Here is a 21500-nt window from a genome sequence, read left to right as displayed (position 1 = left end):
ATTTAATCCTGCTTAAATAAAACATGGCCAAAATAATCCATGTTTTCAAGCACTTTTCCGCTACCCAGAGCAACACAACAAAGTGGGTCATCTGCAACACGAACCGGTAATTTTGTTGTTTCACTGATAACTTTACCTAGATTACGTAATAATCCACCACCACCGGATAAAACTATTCCTCTATCGACTATATCAGAAGAAAGTTCAGGTGGAGTGCTCTCCAGCGCAGTCTTAATAGCAGAAATTATCTGATGTACAGGCTCTATTAAACTCTCTGCAACTTGGTATTCTGATAAAAGCATTTCTTTTGGCATGCCACTCACTAAATCCCTGCCCTTAATTATCATTCCCTCTTTGTTATTTTCACCTGGCAGACTGGCTGAACCTATGCTTTTCTTAATTTTCTCAGCGGTTGTTTCACCGATTAATAATTTATGATTTTCACGAATATATGACTTTATTGCCTCATCCATAATATCGCCACCTACTCTGGCAGAACGTGAATAAACAATTCCGCCTAAAGAAATAATTGCAACTTCAGTTGTACCGCCTCCTATATCAACAATCATAGAACCCTCAGGTTCAGTAACCGGGAGCCCAGCTCCGATTGCTGCAGCCATTGGTTCTTCAATTAAAAATACTTCATTTGCACCAGCACTTTCTGCTGCATCTTGTATAGCACGCCTTTCAACTGGCGTGGATCCAGATGGAACGCATATGATAATATTAGGTTTATTAACAGTGAATTTTGTGTTTGCACTGCGTATGAAATATTTTAGCATTTCTTCCGCACTTTTAAAATCAGCAATAACTCCATCCTTTAAGGGCCTTATCGCCTCTATTTCTCCAGGCGTTTTCCCAAGCATCATTTTAGCTTTTTTACCAAAAGCATAAGGAACGTAACTTCCTTTTTCTTTTATTCTTGCTACAACTGAAGGCTCATCAAGCACTATTCCCTGATTTTTCTGATAAACTAAAGTGTTTGCAGTACCAAGGTCTATAGCAATATCGCTAGCAAACAAACCTTTGAAAGTAAAAAGGCTATAAAACTTTCCGGTTAATTTTCGAACAAAATTCATACATAACTCAAGAAAACCATTTATTAAGACAAATTATACTTTTCAGATAAGTAGTAAGTAACACACTCAACGTCTAAACCCTTACCTGTTACTTTTTTTAGCAGTTCCAGGCCACACTTTGCACTGTATATATTTTGAGATAACCAACTGATAAGTAAACTAAAATCTCCTTTTATTATAGCACTTAATGATTCGTAATGATTCTTTTTAACGCAAGAGAAAATCTGCACAGCAGCAATTAAAGCAATAATTTTTATAGGAAAGTAGCCCATAACACCGCTTGCCCAATATTCATCTTGAAAATAAGTGTTTAGCTCATTTTCAGCTTTTACTGGAATTTTATAGTGCTTCATACCTTCCAGCCACGCATCATGCAGGTCTTTGACTTCCAATGTACCATTTATTATATCTTGTTCTAACCTAGTTCTCAACATAATATGAGCTAACAGACTAAATTCATCTGCATTTTTTAAAAAAGAAGAAAGGTTTATTTCATTGAAAATCAAGTACAAATTTTCAACACTGCTAACTTTCTCGTTAGTTTTGCCTTTTATAGCAAATTTCTCTTTTATGTGTGGTTGAATAAACTCAATAAATTCTCTGGATGTTCCAATCATCCTTTCCATGAATAACCCTTGAGTTTCATACATAACATGTCTCGTAATTGGACTACTTATAGAATTTTGCGCTAAACATTTTTGATAAATTGCATAACCACTATGCCGTAAAAGTGAAAATAAACCATAACAAAAATCAGATTCATCATAATCTATAGGGTAGTAATAAGAAGTACGAATCTCATTTAGTGCAATACCCATTTGCTGTAAACATAATGAGCCAAGTTCAATCTGTTTCTGAGTAGCAACTTTTTGTATATTAGTAACCTTATCCTTTTTCTGCTTTTCAATTATTTTATCTACATTTTCGCTAAAAAATTTGCCTACCTTGGGGAATACTTCCCTTATATTCTTTTCTGTGATATCAGAGTCATAGTCAGCAAGCAGTGAGTCGTATTTTGAACATTTTAATTGCTGCGATTTTATAGAAGCTACTTCGCGAATGAGTGTGATTAAATCAGTAAAACGTTCTTTTAGTTTTTCTAAGTTACTGGTTTCAGAATGAGATAGCTTCCATAAATTTTGGCATTCAACCTTAGCTTTGGATAAAGACTTTACTAAATCAATAGGAACAGCACTGTTGCTTTTATGTATTCTCTCTATTAACTTTAGCTGCTGAGTATTTGCACTTTTTTTGTTACCAAGAGCATCTGCTAATGATTCCTTTATTGCGTCATGAGAGATAATTTCATGTCTGATTTCTTCTAGAAGACTCATTTGTTCAACTTTGTCCTCTACATTCAATTGGCTTTGGTTTAGTACTTTTAGCGTATTTTCGATATTCTTTACCCTATATAATACTTCCTCTAAAAACTTATAAGATTGCATATTTGTTCATTATTTTAGAAAACATCTGTTTAATACCGTAATAGATTAATAATAAAGTTAAAAGTATATTTGCTTAAAGTACAATAAAAAATTGTACTTTTTGTTCTTTTATTGGATTTTTCTACTCAGAGTCCAGCATATTATAGGAAAATTAATTGTAAGGTTGTAGAAAAAGTATTTAGTATTTTATTTCTCTTGACTATATTACAATATGGAGAGATATTAGCTACTGAAATTAAAGTTACGCACTATTTAAAATTTATGGAGGTTTAGTAATGTGGAGTAGACTGGTTATAATGTGCTGTTTTTGTTTATTACTTACTGGTGTAAGTTCTTGCCCAAAAAAAGGAGCAAATACAACAAATAAAATAAATTCTGTTGTTAAGCAGATAGGTGATAAAAGAGTTTTCTTTGGTTATGATGAATCTAGTATTGCTGAAGTAAGTGCAGATGCATTACTTGACGTAATTGAGGTGTTACAAGATAACCCTGACGCGAAGGTTACTTTAACTGGTCACACTGACAACCGTGGTTCTCATGAATATAATCTTGCGCTAGGCGCTAGAAGGGCTGATGCAGCTAAAAAATTTATGGTTAGTTGTACACCCTACATAGAAAACAGAATAAAAACTGCTTCTAAAGGTGAAACTGAGCCTTTGGTTAATGTAAAAGATGATTCTAGAAATTCTAAATATGAAAAAGAGCATGCTAAAAATCGTAGAGTGGAATTTTCATTTTCTGGAATAAAGAAATAGTTTCTTGCATTAAAACCTGGATCCCAGTGTCAAACACTGGGATGACATAAAGAAAGGGCACTGGGGTAGACAAAAAAGGACAAACTTGTCATATTTCGTTGCTTGTTAGCGGGATCTATATATACCACAAATAAGTCGCGGTATGACGTAAGAGATCTGACCTGTCTGGCCATCAAGAGACATAATGGAATTAGAGTTATTATTTCAAAATGTGGTTAATAGTTTTGCTTTCTATAACAATCAAGTTGCAGTTGCAGTATCAGGTGGTGTAGATAGTATAGTCTTACTGCACTTAATGACTAACTGGGCAAAAAAAAACAAGCTTTCACTTCCTATAGCATTAACAGTAAATCATGGATTACGTCCAGAGTCTCAAAAAGAAGCTGATTTTGTTGTAAGTTATGCAAAGGAACTTGGAGCAAAGGAATCGTTCATATTAAATTGGGAGAAGCAAAATATTAAAGGCAATATTCAGTTACAGGCACGAAAAGCACGGTATAAGTTACTAGCAGAGTGGTGTAAAAATAATAATGTTAAATATTTACTTGTTGCTCATCACAAAGATGATCAAGCAGAAACGTTCTTGTTAAGATTAGAGCGAGGTAGTGGCGTAGATGGATTATCATCAATGGACTACAAGTCTTTCCTAAATGGTATTTATATATTTAGGCCATTGTTAAATTTTAGTCGTAGTGAAATAGAAAAGTACGCTAAGCTTCATCGGTTAAAATGGATCGAAGATAGAAGCAATCATGACTTAAAATACAGACGAACTTTATACCGTAACTTACTTAAAGCAAGTGATAATCAAGAGATTTTAACAGAGCGAATATGCCTCACAGCCCTTCATATGAAAAGAGCTGCAAAAGCGTTGATGCACTACACACGCCTTGCGTTTAATGACTGCGTTAATGTGCATGATCTTGGTTATATTGAAATTAAACTAAGTGAATTTTATCAATTGCCAGAGGAAATAGCCTTGAGGCTTCTTCTTTACTCTATAATGGCAATTGCCAGTAAACATTATAAACCAAGGTACAGCAGCCTCATTGCAATATTTAATAGAATATTGCAAAAGGATAGTAATGTTAACTGTACACTTTCTGGGTGTAAAATAAGAAAGTATGGAGAAAATATCTTAATAATTAGAGAATCGTCAAGGATACAAGAAATTACCGTAAACCTACCTTTAAATGAACCTACCCAATGGGATAACAGATTTAGCTGCACAATACTCGGAAATCAAGGGTGTTCAGTTATCATCGCTCCATTAAAAAAAACACAAAAAGTTCCTGAATTTCTGAAGGATTACAACTGCTGCCCTGAAGTTTTCTACTCTTTGCCTACAGTACAAAAAGATAGCAAGGTGCTTGCTTATCCTGATGTAAATTATAACGGAAAAAATACCAATGACGATAAGGTTCAATGCATTATTAATAGCACGATAAAACAAAATTTGGTAAGCTTGATTAGTATTTAGTTAGAAATAGAAATGAAAAAATTTTTAGAAGGCTTATTGATCTGGTTAGTAATTATTGTTCTTATTTCAGTTGCTTATATTCAATTCAGCGGAAATGTAGGTAAAAGTAAAACAATTATACCTTTTTCGGAATTTTTAACTAGACTAGAAGACAATGATGTAGAAAATATTGTCATAAAAAACCAGAGCATTGAAGGCAAGTTCAGGGACGGTTCAAGTTTCAATTCAAGCGGTGTCATATATAGCGACCTAATAAAAAATTTACATGATAGAAAAGTGAGATTCTCCTTTTCAACTGGAGATTCTGCCATGAACGTAATTGGTGGATTACTTATCTCATGGATCCCAACATTTATCTTTATTGGCTTTTTGCTATTCTTTCTTAAACAAACACAAGCGGGAGGCAACAGCACTATAAGATTTGGCAAGTCAAGGGCTAGACTCATGACTAGTGGAAAAAAAGTAACATTTGATGATGTTGCTGGAATTGATGAAGCAAAAGAAGAGCTAGTAGAGATCGTTGATTTCCTTAAACAAAGGCAAAAATTTCAAATATTAGGTGGAAAAATACCAAAAGGGTGCCTTTTAATTGGCTCTCCTGGAACTGGTAAAACTTTACTTGCTCGTGCAATTGCAGGAGAAGCTAATGTGCCATTCTTTAGCATTTCTGGATCTGATTTTGTTGAAATGTTTGTTGGTGTTGGTGCGAGCCGTGTTCGTGATATGTTTGATCAAGGCAAGAAAAATGCTCCTTGTATAATTTTTATAGATGAGATAGATGCGGTGGGTAGACATCGTGGCATTGGTCTTGGTGGCGGCAATGATGAAAGAGAACAAACATTAAATCAGTTATTAGTTGAGATGGATGGCTTTGAGTCTAATGAAGGTGTAATAATAATTGCTGCGACTAACCGTCCGGATGTCTTAGATCCAGCACTGCTTAGACCTGGTCGTTTTGACCGACAGATTACTATTTCTTTACCCGATATAAATGGGCGTGAAAAGATATTAAATACTCATATAAAGAAAATATCAATAGCACCAGATGTAAACGTGAAAACAGTTGCAAGAGGAACACCAGGTTTTTCAGGGGCTGATCTAGCAAATTTGGTGAATGAATCTGCACTTATCGCTGCAAGAAGAAACAAGAAAATTGTTACCATGGATGATTTTGAATATGCACGTGATAAAGTAATGATGGGCGTAGAAAGACGATCCCTAATTATGACAGAAGAGGAAAAGAGACTGACTGCATACCATGAAGCTGGTCATGCGATAATTGCGGTTAATATGCCTGCTTCTGATCCTATACACAAGGCAACAATCATTCCAAGAGGTATGGCCTTAGGTTTAGTTATGAGACTACCGGAAACAGATAGAGTGTCCCACACAAGAGAAAAGCTGATAGCAGATATAACTGTTGCCATGGGTGGCAGGGCAGCAGAAGAGTTAATTTTTGGCTACGATAAAGTTACAAGTGGCGCGTCTTCTGATATACGACAAGCATCTAACATAGCACGTGCTATGGTAAAAAAATGTGGAATGAATGATGAGATAGGGCTAGTGTATCACAATCGTGAGCAGCAAGATCCACAACATCCTCATATGACATCTGAAGATACGCTAAAGCTCATAGATGAAGAAGTGAAAAAAATCATATCTTCTTGCTATGAAAAAGCAAAAGACATTTTGACCAAGCATAAGAAAGGCTTAGAGCTTATTGCTGAAAATCTACTGGAGTTTGAAACTTTAACAGGAGATGAAATAAAGGATATACTAAACGGAAAAAAAATTGTTAGAGAAGAAAATGAGAAGAATGAGAAAGTAAAAAAATCCTCTCTCTATGAGAGTTGACCTCATCTTAAAAATGCTAATCAGCTAACGCTGCAATAAAACATTCAGAATTGTAACTGTCAATATAAATTGCATTAAAATATTCATAATATTGCATTTTCATCACAATAATGCTATCATTCAGTTAGTATTAATGTTTAATGAGGTGTGAGTAATGATTGATATAGCTTCTATTGGTGTAAGTACAGTTATTGATCAGAATTATAGAAGAAAAGCACAATTATGTTTATCAGGATTATTTGTAACTGTGTCAATAGCAACTGTTACCTGGTTTATTTTCCCTGCGTCACAAAATGTATTAGCTCCGTTTTTACTTCCGGCTATGTTCTTGCTCTTCACTTTATCGATGGGTTATTACATGTTCATATTTAGTTGTGAAGAAAAATCTTTGGTAAAGAATGTTCTTGGTATGGTTGAACCGGCTGAATCGGTAAAGAGAGTGCATTGCCAAGAAAATATTAAGTCCTTATTAGCAGAAGTAAGAAGTACTACGAAAGATAGGTTTCGTAACGTGCTTGTTAATCTTTGTTTTGAAGATCGTAGTAAAGCACACAAACTTGCATTATATGTGAAAGAAATTGACGATATTGTGTCTTCAATAAAAAATAAAGACCTCTTAGACCATTTTGATCAATTTTTTACTATTACTGAAGTAAGCAATAAAAAAAATAGAAGTGAATTAATGAACCTCGCAAGGGCATATAAGATGATAAGTGAAGAAGATCCAGACAAAATACAGGATTTTTTAGCTACTCAAACAAAAAGTTATTCATATGAAATAATGTTACCTGAAATTGATAATTTTCTATCACAAGCTAGGTGATTTTATCAATAATTTCATTGTGTACGTGATTATCATTTTTTGTTTCAATTCCAGTGATAACACTGCACCTAACGGGCTCTTTTATGGCTATTTCCTGAAATCCTTTTCTGACCTTATTGTAAAAATTAACATCCATTTCTTCATATTTATTCTTGTCTTTTGCTCTATTTAACCCAACTTTAACATCAATATCTAGAATGAATGTAATATCTGGATATTTAATTTCCACTAGCTTATGTAAGTCCCTTATTAGCCCTAAGTCAACTCCAAACCCATATCCTTGATATGCAATAGTTGAATCAATAAACCGATCACAAATCATTATTTTTCCTTCTGCAAGAGCTGGTAATATTAATTTTTTCATATGTTCGCGCCTCATCGAGATAAGTAGCAAGAGTTCAGAAATAGAATCAATATTATTCGTTAACAATACTCCTCTTACCTTCTCTGCAAAGTTAGTGCCACCTGGTTCTCGAGTCAATACCACATTATTTTCGCCGCGAATTTGCTTAAAATGATTTGCAAGTAGCTTAGATTGTGTTGTTTTACCAGAGCCGTCTATTCCTTCGAAAGTTATGAACATAAGTTTTATAATTATAATACTAAAAAAGAATATGCAAACAGTATACATAGAAACCGTTTGACATTTAAATAATAAGACCGTAAATTACATGTGGTATAATAATAGTCTATGGTTGCTCTGAATACTCCTAAAGTCGATTTTAGTTTTACTGCAAAAGATTTTAATCTTTTGGGAGTAGACAATAAATATTATGCATTAAATGACTGTTGTGGAAAAAATGGTCTTATTATAATGTTTATATGCAATCACTGTCCTTACGTTCAGTCAATTATTAGCAATCTGGTAAGCGATGTTGATCAATTGAAAAAAGATTATCAGGTAAACACCATTGCAATAATGCCAAATGATGTAAATGAATATCCAGAAGATTCCTTTGAAAATATGATTAATTTTGCCAAGGAAAATAAGTTTATATTTCCATATTTAATTGATAGTACACAGAAAATAGCTAAAGAATACGGGGCTGTTTGCACTCCTGACTTTTTCGGCTTTAATTCCAATTTAAACCTTTGCTATCGTGGACGTTTTAACGACACAAAAAAAGAAAAGGTTCAAAGCTATGAAGTAGGAAGTAGTGACTTATTTCAAGCTATGAAATTTATTGCAGAAACTGGTAATTCTCCAATTGACCAAAAATCAAGTATTGGCTGCTCAATTAAATGGTCTAATTTTACAGGTTAAATATCATGCACAGTGGCTCTCAGCATTTGTTTGATATTATAATTTTGCTTTCTGCTGCTGTGTTTATAGTCATAGCATTTTGGAAAATGAATATTAGTCCAGTGCTTGGTTACTTCGTTGCAGGTGCAGTTATTGGTTCTCACGGATTTAATCTGATACACTCAGCTGAAGCAATGGATAATCTTGCAGAATTTGGTGTAGTTTTTCTATTATTCATTATAGGCCTTGAATTGACATTTGAACGCCTGATCGCTATGCGTATTCATGTATTTGGGTTCGGTTCTCTTCAAGTTATAGTTACCATGGTAGCAATATGGTGCATCGCTCTTGCTTTCGGAGTGAATACGAATATAGCAACAGTTATTGGTGGTGGGCTTGCGCTATCCTCAACAGCAATAGTGTTGCAGGTTCTGCAAGAAAAAGGTTCTCAAGCAAGTCAGGTTGGTAGGTTGTCGATAGCAGTGCTATTAATGCAAGATTTTGCAGTGGTACCATTAATAGTATTGGTACCTTTACTTACTGGCAATTCTGAGCACAGCCTGATAAGCTCATTGGCAGGTTCATTGGTGCAAGCAGCTATTGCATTAGTGCTGATATTTATAACTGGTAGATTATTGCTTAGACCTTTATTTTCGGTTATTGCTAAAATGGAAAGTAATGAGATCTTTATATCAACAACGCTTTTAATAGTATTAGGAGCAGCATTTATTACTGAGCAATTCCATTTATCGTTAGCATTAGGTGCATTTGTTGCTGGATTGTTAGTTGCAGAAACAGAATATAGACACTCAGTAGAACACGCAGTATTGCCATTTAAAGATTTGTTTCTTGGCTTATTTTTCATGACTGTTGGTATGTCCATCAATACCGAACTTTTACTCAATAAGTTACCACTAATTACTTTATTATCGATTATCCTTATCGTTTTAAAAACATCTATTATATATATATTGTGTAGATTTTTTGGGTTTAAGAGTGCACCTGCTATACAAGCTGGGTTACTGCTTTCACAAGGCGGTGAATTTGCGTTTATTTTGTTTCGCTTAGCAGATGAGCTAAATGTGCTACCAAGTGAAATCGCTCAAGTACTTATGATGGTAACTACAGTAACCATGGCTTTCACTCCTCTTTTATCGGGGCTTGGAGATTGGATAGCAAACTCATTTAGCACTGAGAAAACAATATTAGATGATGAAGCTGTTGAAACAGATACACAAGATCTTTATAACCATGTGATAGTTGCTGGATTTGGTAGAGTGGGATATATGGTAACAAAAATGCTTACGGCAGAGCATTTAAGTTACGTTATTGTAGATATTCAATCGAAAATAGTCAAAGAAGGAAAAAGTGATAGTTTTCCTATATATCTTGGAGATGTTACAAGATGTGAAATTTTAAAATCGGTAGGAATAGAAAGAGCTCAAGCTCTCGTTATTTCAATAAAGAATGAAGTTACTATAAAAAAAGTTGTTTCTTTAGTTGCAGCAAATTTTCCGCATGTAAATATTGTAATACGCTTACCAGATCTGAGTAATGTGGAGGTTTATAGAGATCTAGGAGCTAGTAAAATTATTCCTGAAACATCTGAGATAGGATTGCAGCTAGGTGGAGCTGCACTGAGCCTTAGTGGTATTAGCGAAAGTGGAGTTACGTCTTTAAAAAGTAGATTCAGAAAAGGCAATTACAGTATGTTAAAAGACCTTGGTAGTGATAAAGATGAATAACTACTTCTCTAATTTTATGTACAGAAAGCTTCAAGCTTTATTGAGGTTTTGCCTATAGTAAATTACGCACATAATCAACCAAATTAAGGAAAGTGCAAACCAAGTGATTGCATATTCCAAATGCTTCATTGGCTGTATAGCTACTTTGCTGCCAAAATTGTTCGGCCACAATACACACTTCTCTAGCTTAATACCTAACTCATTGGAAATTTCTTCTGTACTCAGGGTAAACCATGTATTCGAAGCAGTATCGTTCTTGATAAACCAATTTTTACTTTTATTGCTATCGCAATATAAAATTCCATCTGCAACTACTTTTTCAATTTTTACTTTTTTCTCCTTTTTTTCTCCGACTATTCCTTTATTCACCAACATGTAACGTCCAGTGGTGAGCAACATAGGAGACAGCACGTGATAGCCGTGTTGCCCTGCAAAAACATATAGTTCTATGTCACTTAGAATCCCATCAATCTTGACATGCCTATAGTTAAATTTTTCAAGGTCGTTATTGGGCAACAGATGAACAACAGGAAGACTCATATTTTTGATAATATTATTCTTCCAGTTCAATCTGAATACTTGCCATAATCCTAATAAAAAAAGGAGCAAGCAAGGTACAATTAAAATAAATACTATTTTTTTTAACACTCTATATTTGTGTTCTTAAATAGTTTTCAACACCCATTAGTTCAATAAGGTCAATCTGTTTTTCAATCCAATGGAAGTGCTCTTCTTCATTTTTTAACATCTCTTCTAATAACATTACACTAACAAAATCTTTTTCTTTCTCAGCGATAGAAATCGTTTCTTTGATATCCTTAATACCTTTTCCCTCTAATTTCAAATTAGCTTCTAAGATTTTCCGTATTGTGTCTTTTGTAAACTTTCCATCATGCTTTGATATTTCGTTTGTATCCTGAAAATTTGGAACTCCTTTGAATAACAAAATTCTTTCTGCCAACTTGTTTGCATGTTCAAGTTCTTCGTTAAGCTCATTTTTTACCTTTTCTGCAAATCTATTAATTCCATTGTTTTTGAGAATCGCAAAATGCAAAAGATACTGGCGTACAGAAGTTAGCTCATTGGTCAATAATTTGTTCAAATGTTTTACTATCTCTTCATTCATAATCTTCCCTTAGTTCAATTCATCAGCATAATTTATATGATAACGATAGTTATAGCAACTCATTTAATATTTCCTTTGATAACAACCGTATTAAATAGCATGTCGTGGTATGTCTGTTTTTTCTTAGAGAAGCAAGCAACTAGATACCAGCAAAGAGTGAGCAGCACCGTTAATATAGTGAGTAGCACTATTAATATATCGAAAGCGTTTATTAACACGTCCTATTCTTGGAAAAGCTCGATGAGGATAACTATTATGTTATATAATAGAGAAAGAAAAAACTGAGAAATGCTTCTATCAAATGCTAAACTCAAATCTATTTTAGAACCGTCCAAGCTTATGGTATGTATGTTCATTAATTGCTGACCAGGAGTTGCTTGGGCTTTTGAAGATATAAAATATGTGAAGTAACTGCAATCTATACACATAGATGAAATTAACGGAAAATTCTTTAACAATAGTCTGATTAATAAGTTTGGAATTAATAAAATTGCTCTATCTATCAAATATGCGCAAAAGCGTCTTATTATACTGGCAATCTCTGTAACAGTGGTCATTACCTATCTTCTAAATACTTTACTATAAAATCCGTAAGTTTATCAAAATGTTGAAAACATAACAAATCTTCATAACCGCTTATTGATTGACCGTATATAATAGGTAAACAATTGGCATTTTGTGCACACAGAACATCTGTGATGCTATCACCAACGAAAAACACATTTTCTCTATTTATAGGCAACGTACTCTCTTCTAGTGCAAATAGCAGTGGGGTTGCAGATGGTTTATCTTCTGCAGTATCGCATGACCCAACCACTCTTTCAAAGTAGGAATCTAGTTTAAAATAGGCAACTTCTTTACGTAAATTAGTATTTTTCTTATTACTTACTATTGCTAGATAAATATTGTGGCTTTTCAGTGTCTGCAACATTTTCTCTACTCCTTGATTCAAAGCAATGTTTTGCAATAGTGCATCATCTAAATATTGTTGATATATCTGATTCGCTTTTTTCCACTGATCGCCAAATAAATTGACCATATAGCTCTTTCTCGACTCATGGGAATTTCTATCAGCAGCTTTATTACTATACCCCATTGAGTTTATGGTATGCTTAATAGCATTAAAAATATTATCTTGAGTGTCAACTAAGGTATTATCCCAATCGAATACTACTGCTAATGAGCTATCTTTCATCTCTTATATAATTATACATTTTAACTTAATAAGTAAATAGCATTTTAATGAAAAAGATATAAATAGGACGCCCTTGATAAACACTTTTTACCACAAGTTATGTTAACTGTTTTTTATATAATTAGCTAATATACTGATTATATGATATGTTTTAATAGGTAACAGGTATGGCCCAGACATCTAAAGAAAGTGTTGAAAAAAAGTTTAAAGATGTTTTTGAACGTTCTCCAGGTGCTTTTCCAGAAGGTACCTCATTAGAAAAGAAGGTTGATTATATCGCAAAAGGAACAGAGGCTCTAAAAGCTGTGAAAAGTAAGGAGCTTGAGAACAAAATGAAAAACGTTGCAGAATTGAGTCAGAAATTTGAAAGTCAAAAAGGACGTGCAGATGAAAAAGTACGTCAAGATTTTGAAAGAATTGCTGAGCTTGACCAACAATATAAAGGGAAGGGCATCTTCACAAGTGAAAAAGTTGCAGAGCCAAAAAGTGACAAAAAACTCCAAGACACTCCGAGAAAAACTACAACAGCAGTTAAAGACCTTGAACATAATACACAAAAAAAGACTACTGAAGCTTCTGTGCAAACAGCATCAGAGCACGATTCACAAACCGTTAATCCCTCAGTAAGCAAGAGTTCTGTAAAAGAGAAGCTCAACACTGAGCCGGACAAAAAAGATAACACGCCTCAACCACAAGAAAATCAAAAAGAAGAAGGGTTTTTGAGTCTTCTGAAGCGCTTTGTTAAGAAAATATTAGAAAAATTTTTAGGTGAAGGTGAAAAGGATGTAGAGAATGCTCGTGGCATGAAAGAAGATGCTCAAAGAGATACGTCAAATAACGAAGAGCAACAAAAGAGTAAGCAGCTTGATGAAATTTTAAAGGACAAAAGTGTAAGCGAGGGTTTGAAGCAGGCAACAAAGCTTGAAAACCCGGCAATAACGCCTGTTAATACTCCTAAAGTGAATGAAGTAAACACGGGTCGTGAAAGGTGATCCGCTTTCAAGCTTCATTATACCGCCACAAACCGTCATACCGCCGCGGTATCTCATCCGCTAACAAGTAGCGGGATGACGATTGTCAGGGTGTCATCCCAGTGTCCCTATGATGTCATCCCAGTGCCCTGACTACTTGGATCTAGCAAGCTTTGCTTGCAAATAAGTCTAATACGCGTCGCGTTTTATGCCAAAACACAATTGGAGTTACATGCAAAATAGATCCCAGTGTCAGCTACTCGGATGACAAAAAAAGGAGCACTGGGATGACACCATTTGTTGTATTTAACAAAGTTCGTACTTAGCTTCATGTTAGCTATAAACATTAAGAAATTTACCAAGCGAAAAAAAAGGCAAAAGAAGCCCCAGCTAATATCTATTTTAGAACATTGGTGTTTTTTAAGTCTTAAACACTGCAATTTAGCTGCTTTTAAATGCAACTCACCTTAGTTTAAATGTTTAAGAAATTTACTAAGCAGAAAAAAAGGCAAAAGAAACCCCGTGTTAGCTAGTTGTCACTCCCTAATCCTGCAAATTGGCGTACTATACTGTCTTAAACGACTTATAAGCGCGTTTCAGCTTGTGTAGGTAAAAACCTAGAAATATTGTGAAGACATAAGGTGCACATAGTGCAAAAAATTAAAAATAAGACGCCAACTACGTTGTTTTCTTGCTGTTTAATCTGCACAGATGAAGATAACTGAATACCTTCAGTTTCATGATAAGGGGGCTGGCGGAGTTTGTCAAGTAAGTTTTTTCGTTTCTAACGGTTGTTGCCAAAAACTATGCAAGAAGTCTATTGACAGGTGATTAAATTATAATGTAGCCTATCGCCGTATATCCGGGGGTGGGTTGTTGTGAGGCTTTTTCACTTTTTATTCTTGTTAATGTGTTTTTCTCTGTATTACTATGCGGGTTTTATATTTTCGCCCTGCCCAAAAGCTACGGTTTGCTTTTCACCTGGAGAAGATTGTGCTGTACCGATAATCAACGTAATAGATCAGTCTAAAAAATCTATCTTAGTTCAAGAATATACATTTACTCTTGGAACAGTTGCAAAATCTTTGATTAATGCTAAAGAACGCGGTGTTGATGTTAAAGTCATCTTAGATAAATCGCAACTCTACTCAAAATATAGTGTTATAAATGAATTATTTTCAGGTGGAGTACCAATTTGGATCGATGATAAGCCAAAGATTGCTCATAATAAGATAATGATTGCTGACAATCAAAAAGTCATCACAGGGTCATTTAACCTTAGTAAGACAGCTAAAAAAGGAAATGCTGAAAATTTATTAATTATTACAGATTATCCTGAATTGATTCAGCAGTATGTGAAAAACTGGGAGGCACGAATGTCACAATCTTACAAATACGCTCCCAACTAATCGAGAGCGCTTGCTCAAAATCAGTTTTAAAAACAGCAAGGGAGAGCTTTTTTGATTGATTGGCATAATGATTATGATATAATGAACTAAAAATTTAAGGAATAAAGTAATGGATTATATAAATGATGCTGCCGGTAGCTACACTGCTATTCATGATTTTTTTCAAAACAACGGTGTTGGAGATTACAAAGTTCAATGCAATTATGGTGGGGTGCCGTATGCTACTGATGAGTACGTGCATTCTGGCGATAAATTTTGGAGTAATAATTTCATAGACTCACATTTTGGCAGGGAAATAAAAATGTATCCTCAAAGTGAACTTTTAGCTAAAGAATATGCTGGAAATACGTTGCCAGTTTCAATATCACTAGATAAGGATTTAATAAAAATGAAGGAATGTCAGAAAAAAACGAAATTTGTGGAACTAGAAAGGGAGTCAGGTGATTTAGTGCATGATAAGCAAAAGTATGTAAAGTGTTACACAACAAAGCTATCATATGATGATGTACATATTTACAATAACGATAAAGTTTCAACATTTAGCATAAAATACGACGTGCCAAATGATCCGAAATACAGTTTAAATATAACATTTACAAAGGTTAATGATAATAAACCAGGATTTTGGCAGAAATTTAAAAATATGTTTTAACGTGACCATTCACTGGTTTTTACTCAATCAACCAACAACAGTTAATATCAAATTTTTATAATTAAAAAATATGCTATTTTTTAAAACTTTCATTCTCATTGACTCTGTCAACTTCACAAAACAACTCTTGGACCAAATGTATCTGGCATAACACCTTTTGGTAACTTGCTACTTCTTTTTTTCCGCATCTCCGACAACAGCCATTGATATTCCACTACATAAGGCTTGATTTTTGGTAAATCAACTTTTTTATGAATAATACTATGCTTCTCCTTAAATTGACCATTTACCCTAAACGCTATTAGCTTCCTTAAAATTTACATTAATGCCTATTTTGCCTAAACTGAAGCGTCTTTTCCAATTTTTTCTAGCATCAACTCAGCAGCTTTTTGTTCAGCAATCTTTTTACTAGAAGCGCATGCAGAAACTTTACCATAATCTTCTATGCAAACTGATATAGTAAATTCAGGATTGTGCGCTGGTCCAGTTTGTTTTACAAGCTCATACTCTGGTAAAGGCAATTTGTTTTTCTGAGTCCACTCTTGCAGTGAGGTTTTAGGATCTTGAGGGGGGTCAAGCATGCCTTTAGCTAGCTTTTCCCAATATTGGATAATAAATTTTTCAACATTTTCAAGCCCGCCATCAATATAAATTGCACCTATTAGTGCTTCAAGCGAGTTTTCTAAATTTTTTAAGTTACATCTCCCTCCATTGCAGCGTTCACTATTATTCATGATGATAAAGCTGCCTAATTTTATTTCTTTAGCAACATTAGCAATGGTGTTGCCACAAACTAAATCCGTCTTTCTTTTTGCCAATGCTCCTTCTTTTTCTTCAGGAAATAGTTTAAACAGTGTGGCAGATACAACCATATTCAAAACACTATCGCCCAAAAACTCTAGTCTTTCGTAGCTTACAATCTGGTTTTTGCTATTCCTTTTATTTACGCTTGGGTGAGTTAGTGCCTCTTCTAATATTGCATAATTTGTAAATTTATAATCAATGATCTTAGATATTGCATCATTCAAACTCTTCATACCCATTATTTAAAAGAAAAGCACTTTCTACCACCTTTATACCAGAGAATTAGTTTTATTTTATTAAAATAATACCACCAACTTTCAAAATTAATGTATACACCCCACCACCTCATTAATGTTACTAAATCCATCTCTCCTTATTAGTTCTGCAAGTTCTAGATTAATTTTGTTTACAACTTGAGGTCCGTGGTATATGAGAGCAGTGTACAACTGCACCAAAGAAGCTCCTGCCTTTATTTTTTTATATGCATCAGCACCACTTGAGATTCCTCCGCACCCTATCAATAATATTTTGCCCTTAGTAAATTTGTACATATCGCCCAATAACTCGGTTGAAAGTTTAAACAGCGGTTTGCCACTCAACCCACCACTCTCATTATGGTGAGAATGCAGATTATCTCTACTTACCGTAGTGTTGCTTACTGTTAATCCGTCAATCTTATATTCCAACGCAAGCTCAGCGATATTTTCTTTCGTTTGCTGATCTACATCTGGTGAGATTTTTAATATTATTGGTATGGATTTAGAATTATCAATTGATTTTCGGGTTAGAGTTACGGATTTCAACAATTCCGATAATTCTTGCTTATTGTGCAGATTGCGTAAATTAGGCGTGTTTGGGGATGAGATGTTCAGCACTATATAATTGCTCTTTCCATATACTATCTTTATTAAGTCAACATAATCGCTGATTTGGTCCTTTGATGTACTGTTTTTTCCTATGTTGATGCCAAAAATGCAGTCATCAAGCTTGGTTTCACCTATTTGTTTAAGAAAATAGTCTATTCCTTTATTGTTAAATCCCAATCTGTTAATTACCCCTTGATCTTTAATTAACCGAAAAATTCTTGGCTTTTTGTTTCCATATTGTGGATTACGAGTTACAGTACCAGTTTCAATAAACCCAAAACCAAATGAGAGCATAGGCCTTATAACTTCTGCATTCTTGTCAAAACCTGCAGCCAGACCTACGGGGCTTCTGAGCTTATTACCAAAAAAATTCACACTCAAAGATTCTGGTAGCTCTATAGGATTCTTATAAGGCATTTTCTTTAATGCCATAATTGCCAAAGAGTGAGCAACTTCGGGCGGTAGTAAAAATAGTAAATTACGTTTGTAAAACACTTTGCTTATTTTTAGTTTATTTTTTACCATGAAACGCTATAAGAGTATAACCATAACTTGAAAAGAAATTGATTTTACTATGGACAAGCTTTCTCTATAGGTTACACACTTAAAGCTACTGTTAACTTTTACAAGATATAGAGAATGAAAGAGGCCGGGACCGGAATTGAACCGGTATAAAAGGATTTGCAGTCCTCCGCATAAGCCATTCTGCCACCCAGCCGTTTTTTATGTGTAGATATCCATTATATCTTTTAGCATAGATAAAGCCTCCTCCCTTTTGCGTTGAAAAGTGTTACGTCCAATGATTGAACCATTACCGCCACCCTGCTTAATTTCTTTCGCTTCATTGTATATGTTATCTACTTCCTTCGATTCACCACCAGAAAAAACTACTATTCTTTTCCCTGCAAAACAAGACCTTTTAACATATTCAATTCTTTTAGATAATGATTCAATATTTTCTGTTTCTATTTTCTCCCTTTCCAAATATTTAGTTGGAAGTTTTACTTTTATTATATTAGCGCCAAGCAAAGCTGCCATGTGCGCAGCATAGGCAATAACATCAACTGCTGTTTCACCTTCTTTGGAAATCCCTTCACCGCGTGGATAAGACCATAGCACTACTGCAAGTCCATAAGATTTGGCTTCAGCTATGATTCCACGGGCTTCCTCCATCATATCGAAACACTTAGCAGAACCAGGATATATAGTAAATCCGACAGCTAAGCATCCCAAACGCAGCGCATCTTTCACAGAAGAGGTTATTGCCTGATCAGAGGTTAGATCCTTTGAATGTAAAGAGTTGGAACTATTAAGTTTCAAAATAAGTGGGAGCATTCCAGCATAAGTTGCAGCACCAGCTTCAATCATACCAAGTGGAGCAGCATATGCACTTACTCCCGAATCAACCGCAAGCTGAAAATGATAATGTGGGTCATAAGCATCAGGGTTAACTTCAAAACTTTTAATTGGACCATGCTCAAATCCTTGATCTACTGGCAGAATCACTAACTTGCCAGTGCCGCCAAGCTTTCCATGCATGAGAATACGAGTAAGATTTGCTTTTACCCCAGGGTTTTCACTTTCGTAGTAGCTTAGGACTTGTTTTACTTTATCACTTATCACTATAATTCAAATTGAATTTAAGTTATAGATTGTAACAAAGATGAAGTTCAATACAAGGATTTTAAACTATATCAAAAGCAATTTTATTTTCTACTTTATTCATATAGATTCTTAATTTCTTTCCTTTTATTAATTTACGATTCAGTATTTCTTCCGCTAAGTAACTTTTTATCTCTTTTTCAATAAGTCTCTCTATCGGACGTGCTCCCATTTCTTTACTATAACCTGTTTGTGCAAGATAAGATTTCACTTCATCTTCTACCAAGCAGTTTATGCCTTTTTGCGTCAGCTGCTTTTTCAGTTCCTGAATAAATTTATCTACAATATGCAGAATTATATCCGCATTTAAGTCAGAAAAAGAAATAATCGCATCAAGACGATTACGAAATTCAGGGCTAAAAACCTGTTCTATCGCTTTTTCACTATCACCAGTGTTAAATTTTTTATGCCCAAAGCCAACAAAACTTTTGCTGCGTTCAGCTGCTCCTGCATTAGTTGTCATAATTAAGATTATATTGGAAAAGTTAACTTTACGTCCGTAAGTGTCTGTAACGCAACCATAATCCATAATTTGTAGCAATATATTATAGATATCGCTATGAGCCTTTTCAATTTCATCAAGCAGCACAACACTATATTGATTATTAGATACAGACTCTGTGAGTAATCCACCCTGATCATAACCTACATATCCAGGAGGAGAACCAATCATCCTTGATATCGTATGAGACTCAATATATTCGGACATATCAAAGCGTATAAGATTCATGCCCATGCTTTCTGCTAATTGTTTTGCTAGCTCGGTTTTACCAACACCGGTTGGCCCTGCAAAAAGATAATTTGCTAAAGGCTTATTGTAATTTCTCAACCCAGATTTAGCAATTTTAATAGAATTAACAAGAGATTCTATTGCCTGCTCTTGGCCAAAAATCACCTTCTCTAGATTAGCTTTTAAAGACTTTACTTTCTGCAAATCATCAGATTCAGATCCGCAAGGCACATTTGTAATTCTAGTAATGGTATTCTTAATATCTCTACTATTTACAATTTTACCCCTGTTTCTTAGCAATTTACAATATGCCCCTGCCTCATCAATAACATCAACCGCTTTATCAGGTAATATTCGCCCAGTAATATACTTATGCGAAAGTTCAGCCGCAGACCTAATGGCATTCTTTGTATAATATACTCCATGATACCCTTCATAGTAGTGCTTTATACCATCTAGTATCTTTATCGTTTCGTTAACAGAAGATTCCTTAACATTAATTTTTTGAAACCTCCTCGCTAATGCTTTATCTTTTTCAAAACTATTGCTGTATTCTCTATATGTAGTTGCACCTATACAACGCAGTGTACCTCTTGCAAGCGCAGGTTTGAGTAGGTTACCTGCATCAAGAAAGCTACCACTTGTAGAACCTGCTCCAATGATAGTGTGTATTTCGTCAATAAAAAGGATAGCACCTGGTTTTGCCTCAATCGCTTTTATTATAGATTTTATTCTCTCTTCAAAATCACCTCTATAGCGTGTCCCTGCAAGGAGTGACCCTAAATCCAAAGCATAAATTATACTGGACCTGAGCGCACTTGGAACACTGTTTTCAATAATTTTGAGTACCAAACCCTCAACTATTGTGGTTTTGCCAACACCTGGATCTCCAACATATAAAGGGTTGTTTTTTCTACGCCTCAATAATATTTCTATAGTGCGATTTAATTCATAATCACGACCAATAACATAATCTATTTTTTTGCTTCTTGCATAGTCATTTAAATTTTTACAATAACTTTGTAGAATTTCCTCATCTTTTAGTAGCTCACCTTTATTTACTGTAGTAGGAGCATCATTATTTTTATCAAGTTTTACTTTATGATTAGTGGTGTATTCATCTATATCGTTAGAGTATTTCATGTTAGATATGTGGTAAATCAAATTGGAATCTTTCGCACTTTGTTTCTGCAATAGATCTTCAACGTATAAATCTTGCCCAGACAAAATTTCTACTAGAACACTTGCTCCATTTATTTCTTTTTTCCCCAAGCTATGAGCCCGTATTATTGCTCTGTGTATTATGAATTGAAACATTGAGCTAGGTTTAACTCCACTGATAATCAATTCAGAACTGCTTTGTAAAAACCCTTTTATATTATTATTATAATCATTAGCCTTAATATTGCATCTTGATAGAATGTTATCCATACTGATGATTTCATCGGCTCTGATATTACATCTTGATAAAACGTAATTTACATCCACGTCTTTAGTTAACGCCAGCAATAAATGTTCTACTTTCGCATATTTAAGATTAAAATTAGAAGCAATGAATAGTGCTCTATTCAAACTTGCCTCTAAGTTTTTGGAAATCATCTCCTATTCTCTTTAAAAGTGGGAACTCATATATAATGAATAGCACACAATTATTAAAAAAA

Annotated in this window: 19 protein-coding genes, 1 tRNA gene and 1 pseudogene; 9 read left to right on the top strand and 12 right to left on the bottom strand. The window is 34.4% G+C overall.

All coding sequences use genetic code 11. The features are described 5' to 3' along the window. Positions 1 to 2: 2 nt before the first annotated feature. Both ACQH3L_RS01165 and ACQH3L_RS01160 read right to left on the bottom strand, forming a co-directional pair. Positions 3 to 1079 (bottom strand): rod shape-determining protein, encoded by a 1077-nt coding sequence (locus tag ACQH3L_RS01165; RefSeq protein WP_007548791.1) that lies wholly within the window; start codon positions 1077 to 1079, stop codon positions 3 to 5. Positions 1080 to 1102: 23 nt separating this feature from the next. Further along, entirely contained in the window at positions 1103 to 2524 is a 1422-nt protein-coding gene (locus tag ACQH3L_RS01160; RefSeq protein WP_425384873.1) for a carboxypeptidase, read from the bottom strand. Between the two features lie 275 nt (positions 2525 to 2799). Between ACQH3L_RS01160 and ACQH3L_RS01155 the strand changes: the two genes are divergently transcribed. The 4 genes from ACQH3L_RS01155 to ACQH3L_RS01140 all read left to right on the top strand — a co-directional run bounded on the left by ACQH3L_RS01155 (position 2800) and on the right by ACQH3L_RS01140 (position 7436). Then, on the top strand, positions 2800 to 3279 hold the full coding sequence (locus ACQH3L_RS01155; protein WP_425384872.1) for an OmpA family protein: 480 nt from the start codon (positions 2800 to 2802) through the stop codon (positions 3277 to 3279). A gap of 184 nt (positions 3280 to 3463) precedes the next feature. Next, positions 3464 to 4759, top strand: coding sequence for a tRNA lysidine(34) synthetase TilS (gene tilS / locus ACQH3L_RS01150; protein ID WP_208571594.1), 1296 nt, complete (start codon positions 3464 to 3466; stop codon positions 4757 to 4759). A gap of 12 nt (positions 4760 to 4771) precedes the next feature. Next, the gene (gene ftsH / locus ACQH3L_RS01145) at positions 4772 to 6613 is read left to right on the top strand and encodes an ATP-dependent zinc metalloprotease FtsH (protein ID WP_425384871.1); all 1842 of its coding nucleotides are present in this window, start codon (positions 4772 to 4774) and stop codon (positions 6611 to 6613) included. Positions 6614 to 6767: 154 nt separating this feature from the next. After that, a complete protein-coding gene (locus ACQH3L_RS01140) occupies positions 6768 to 7436 on the top strand; it encodes a hypothetical protein (RefSeq protein WP_010081999.1) in 669 nt (222 codons plus the stop codon). On the opposite strand, the gene tmk is transcribed toward ACQH3L_RS01140, so the two are convergent. Further along, a complete protein-coding gene (gene tmk, locus ACQH3L_RS01135) occupies positions 7429 to 8019 on the bottom strand; it encodes a dTMP kinase (protein WP_425384870.1) in 591 nt (196 codons plus the stop codon). The genes ACQH3L_RS01140 and tmk overlap by 8 nt on opposite strands. A gap of 108 nt (positions 8020 to 8127) precedes the next feature. On the opposite strand from tmk, the gene ACQH3L_RS01130 reads away from it, so the two are divergent. Together ACQH3L_RS01130 and ACQH3L_RS01125 are read left to right on the top strand one after the other, a co-directional pair. Next, positions 8128 to 8700, top strand: a complete 573-nt coding sequence (locus ACQH3L_RS01130) for a thioredoxin family protein (protein WP_425384869.1) — start codon at positions 8128 to 8130, stop codon at positions 8698 to 8700. Between the two features lie 5 nt (positions 8701 to 8705). Continuing rightward, positions 8706 to 10424 (top strand): monovalent cation:proton antiporter-2 (CPA2) family protein, encoded by a 1719-nt coding sequence (locus ACQH3L_RS01125; RefSeq protein ID WP_265040465.1) that lies wholly within the window; start codon positions 8706 to 8708, stop codon positions 10422 to 10424. Between the two features lie 30 nt (positions 10425 to 10454). Here ACQH3L_RS01125 and ACQH3L_RS01120 read toward each other — a convergent pair whose 3' ends face one another. From ACQH3L_RS01120 to ACQH3L_RS01105, 4 genes and pseudogenes are all read right to left on the bottom strand, one after another. Continuing rightward, positions 10455 to 11072: an SURF1 family protein gene (locus tag ACQH3L_RS01120; protein WP_070357010.1), complete on the bottom strand. Its 618-nt coding sequence runs from the start codon at positions 11070 to 11072 to the stop codon at positions 10455 to 10457. 1 nt (position 11073) lies between these two features. Next, positions 11074 to 11550, bottom strand: a complete 477-nt coding sequence (gene bfr, locus ACQH3L_RS01115) for a bacterioferritin (protein ID WP_010081932.1) — start codon at positions 11548 to 11550, stop codon at positions 11074 to 11076. A gap of 59 nt (positions 11551 to 11609) precedes the next feature. Beyond that, positions 11610 to 12107: pseudogene (locus ACQH3L_RS01110) on the bottom strand (RDD family protein). Continuing rightward, a complete protein-coding gene (locus ACQH3L_RS01105; RefSeq protein ID WP_425384868.1) occupies positions 12107 to 12745 on the bottom strand; it encodes an HAD family hydrolase in 639 nt (212 codons plus the stop codon). Before ACQH3L_RS01105 ends, ACQH3L_RS01110 begins: the two are co-directional and overlap by 1 nt. Before the next feature lie 167 nt (positions 12746 to 12912). On the opposite strand from ACQH3L_RS01105, the gene ACQH3L_RS01100 reads away from it, so the two are divergent. From ACQH3L_RS01100 to ACQH3L_RS01090, 3 genes are all read left to right on the top strand, one after another. Continuing rightward, positions 12913 to 13737 carry a hypothetical protein gene (locus ACQH3L_RS01100; RefSeq protein WP_425384867.1) on the top strand — a complete coding sequence of 275 codons (825 nt, stop codon included), beginning with the start codon at positions 12913 to 12915 and terminating at the stop codon, positions 13735 to 13737. A gap of 857 nt (positions 13738 to 14594) precedes the next feature. Continuing rightward, positions 14595 to 15125 (top strand): phospholipase D family protein, encoded by a 531-nt coding sequence (locus ACQH3L_RS01095; RefSeq protein ID WP_010963125.1) that lies wholly within the window; start codon positions 14595 to 14597, stop codon positions 15123 to 15125. A 109-nt stretch (positions 15126 to 15234) separates the two neighbouring features. Next, entirely contained in the window at positions 15235 to 15777 is a 543-nt protein-coding gene (locus tag ACQH3L_RS01090) for a hypothetical protein (protein WP_006279913.1), read from the top strand. 338 nt (positions 15778 to 16115) lie between these two features. On the opposite strand, the gene rnc is transcribed toward ACQH3L_RS01090, so the two are convergent. The 5 genes from rnc to ACQH3L_RS01065 all read right to left on the bottom strand — a co-directional run bounded on the left by rnc (position 16116) and on the right by ACQH3L_RS01065 (position 21438). Further along, a complete protein-coding gene (gene rnc / locus ACQH3L_RS01085; RefSeq protein ID WP_006279914.1) occupies positions 16116 to 16814 on the bottom strand; it encodes a ribonuclease III in 699 nt (232 codons plus the stop codon). A 90-nt stretch (positions 16815 to 16904) separates the two neighbouring features. Continuing rightward, positions 16905 to 17972 (bottom strand): quinone-dependent dihydroorotate dehydrogenase, encoded by a 1068-nt coding sequence (locus ACQH3L_RS01080; RefSeq protein WP_010082053.1) that lies wholly within the window; start codon positions 17970 to 17972, stop codon positions 16905 to 16907. A 121-nt stretch (positions 17973 to 18093) separates the two neighbouring features. Further along, positions 18094 to 18165: transfer RNA gene (locus tag ACQH3L_RS01075), tRNA-Cys, on the bottom strand. A gap of 5 nt (positions 18166 to 18170) precedes the next feature. Beyond that, complete coding sequence (locus tag ACQH3L_RS01070; protein WP_038228077.1) at positions 18171 to 19067, bottom strand: class I fructose-bisphosphate aldolase; 897 nt, start codon at positions 19065 to 19067, stop codon at positions 18171 to 18173. A 64-nt stretch (positions 19068 to 19131) separates the two neighbouring features. Beyond that, complete coding sequence (locus ACQH3L_RS01065) at positions 19132 to 21438, bottom strand: AAA family ATPase (RefSeq protein ID WP_425384866.1); 2307 nt, start codon at positions 21436 to 21438, stop codon at positions 19132 to 19134. Positions 21439 to 21500: the final 62 nt, after the last annotated feature.

It is taken from the genome of Wolbachia endosymbiont (group A) of Sturmia bella (genome assembly GCF_964030905.1).
GTDB lineage: Bacteria > Pseudomonadota > Alphaproteobacteria > Rickettsiales > Anaplasmataceae > Wolbachia > Wolbachia pipientis.
The sequence above is the reverse complement of the archived record's forward strand: the minus strand, read 5'-3'. Positions and strand labels throughout refer to the sequence as shown.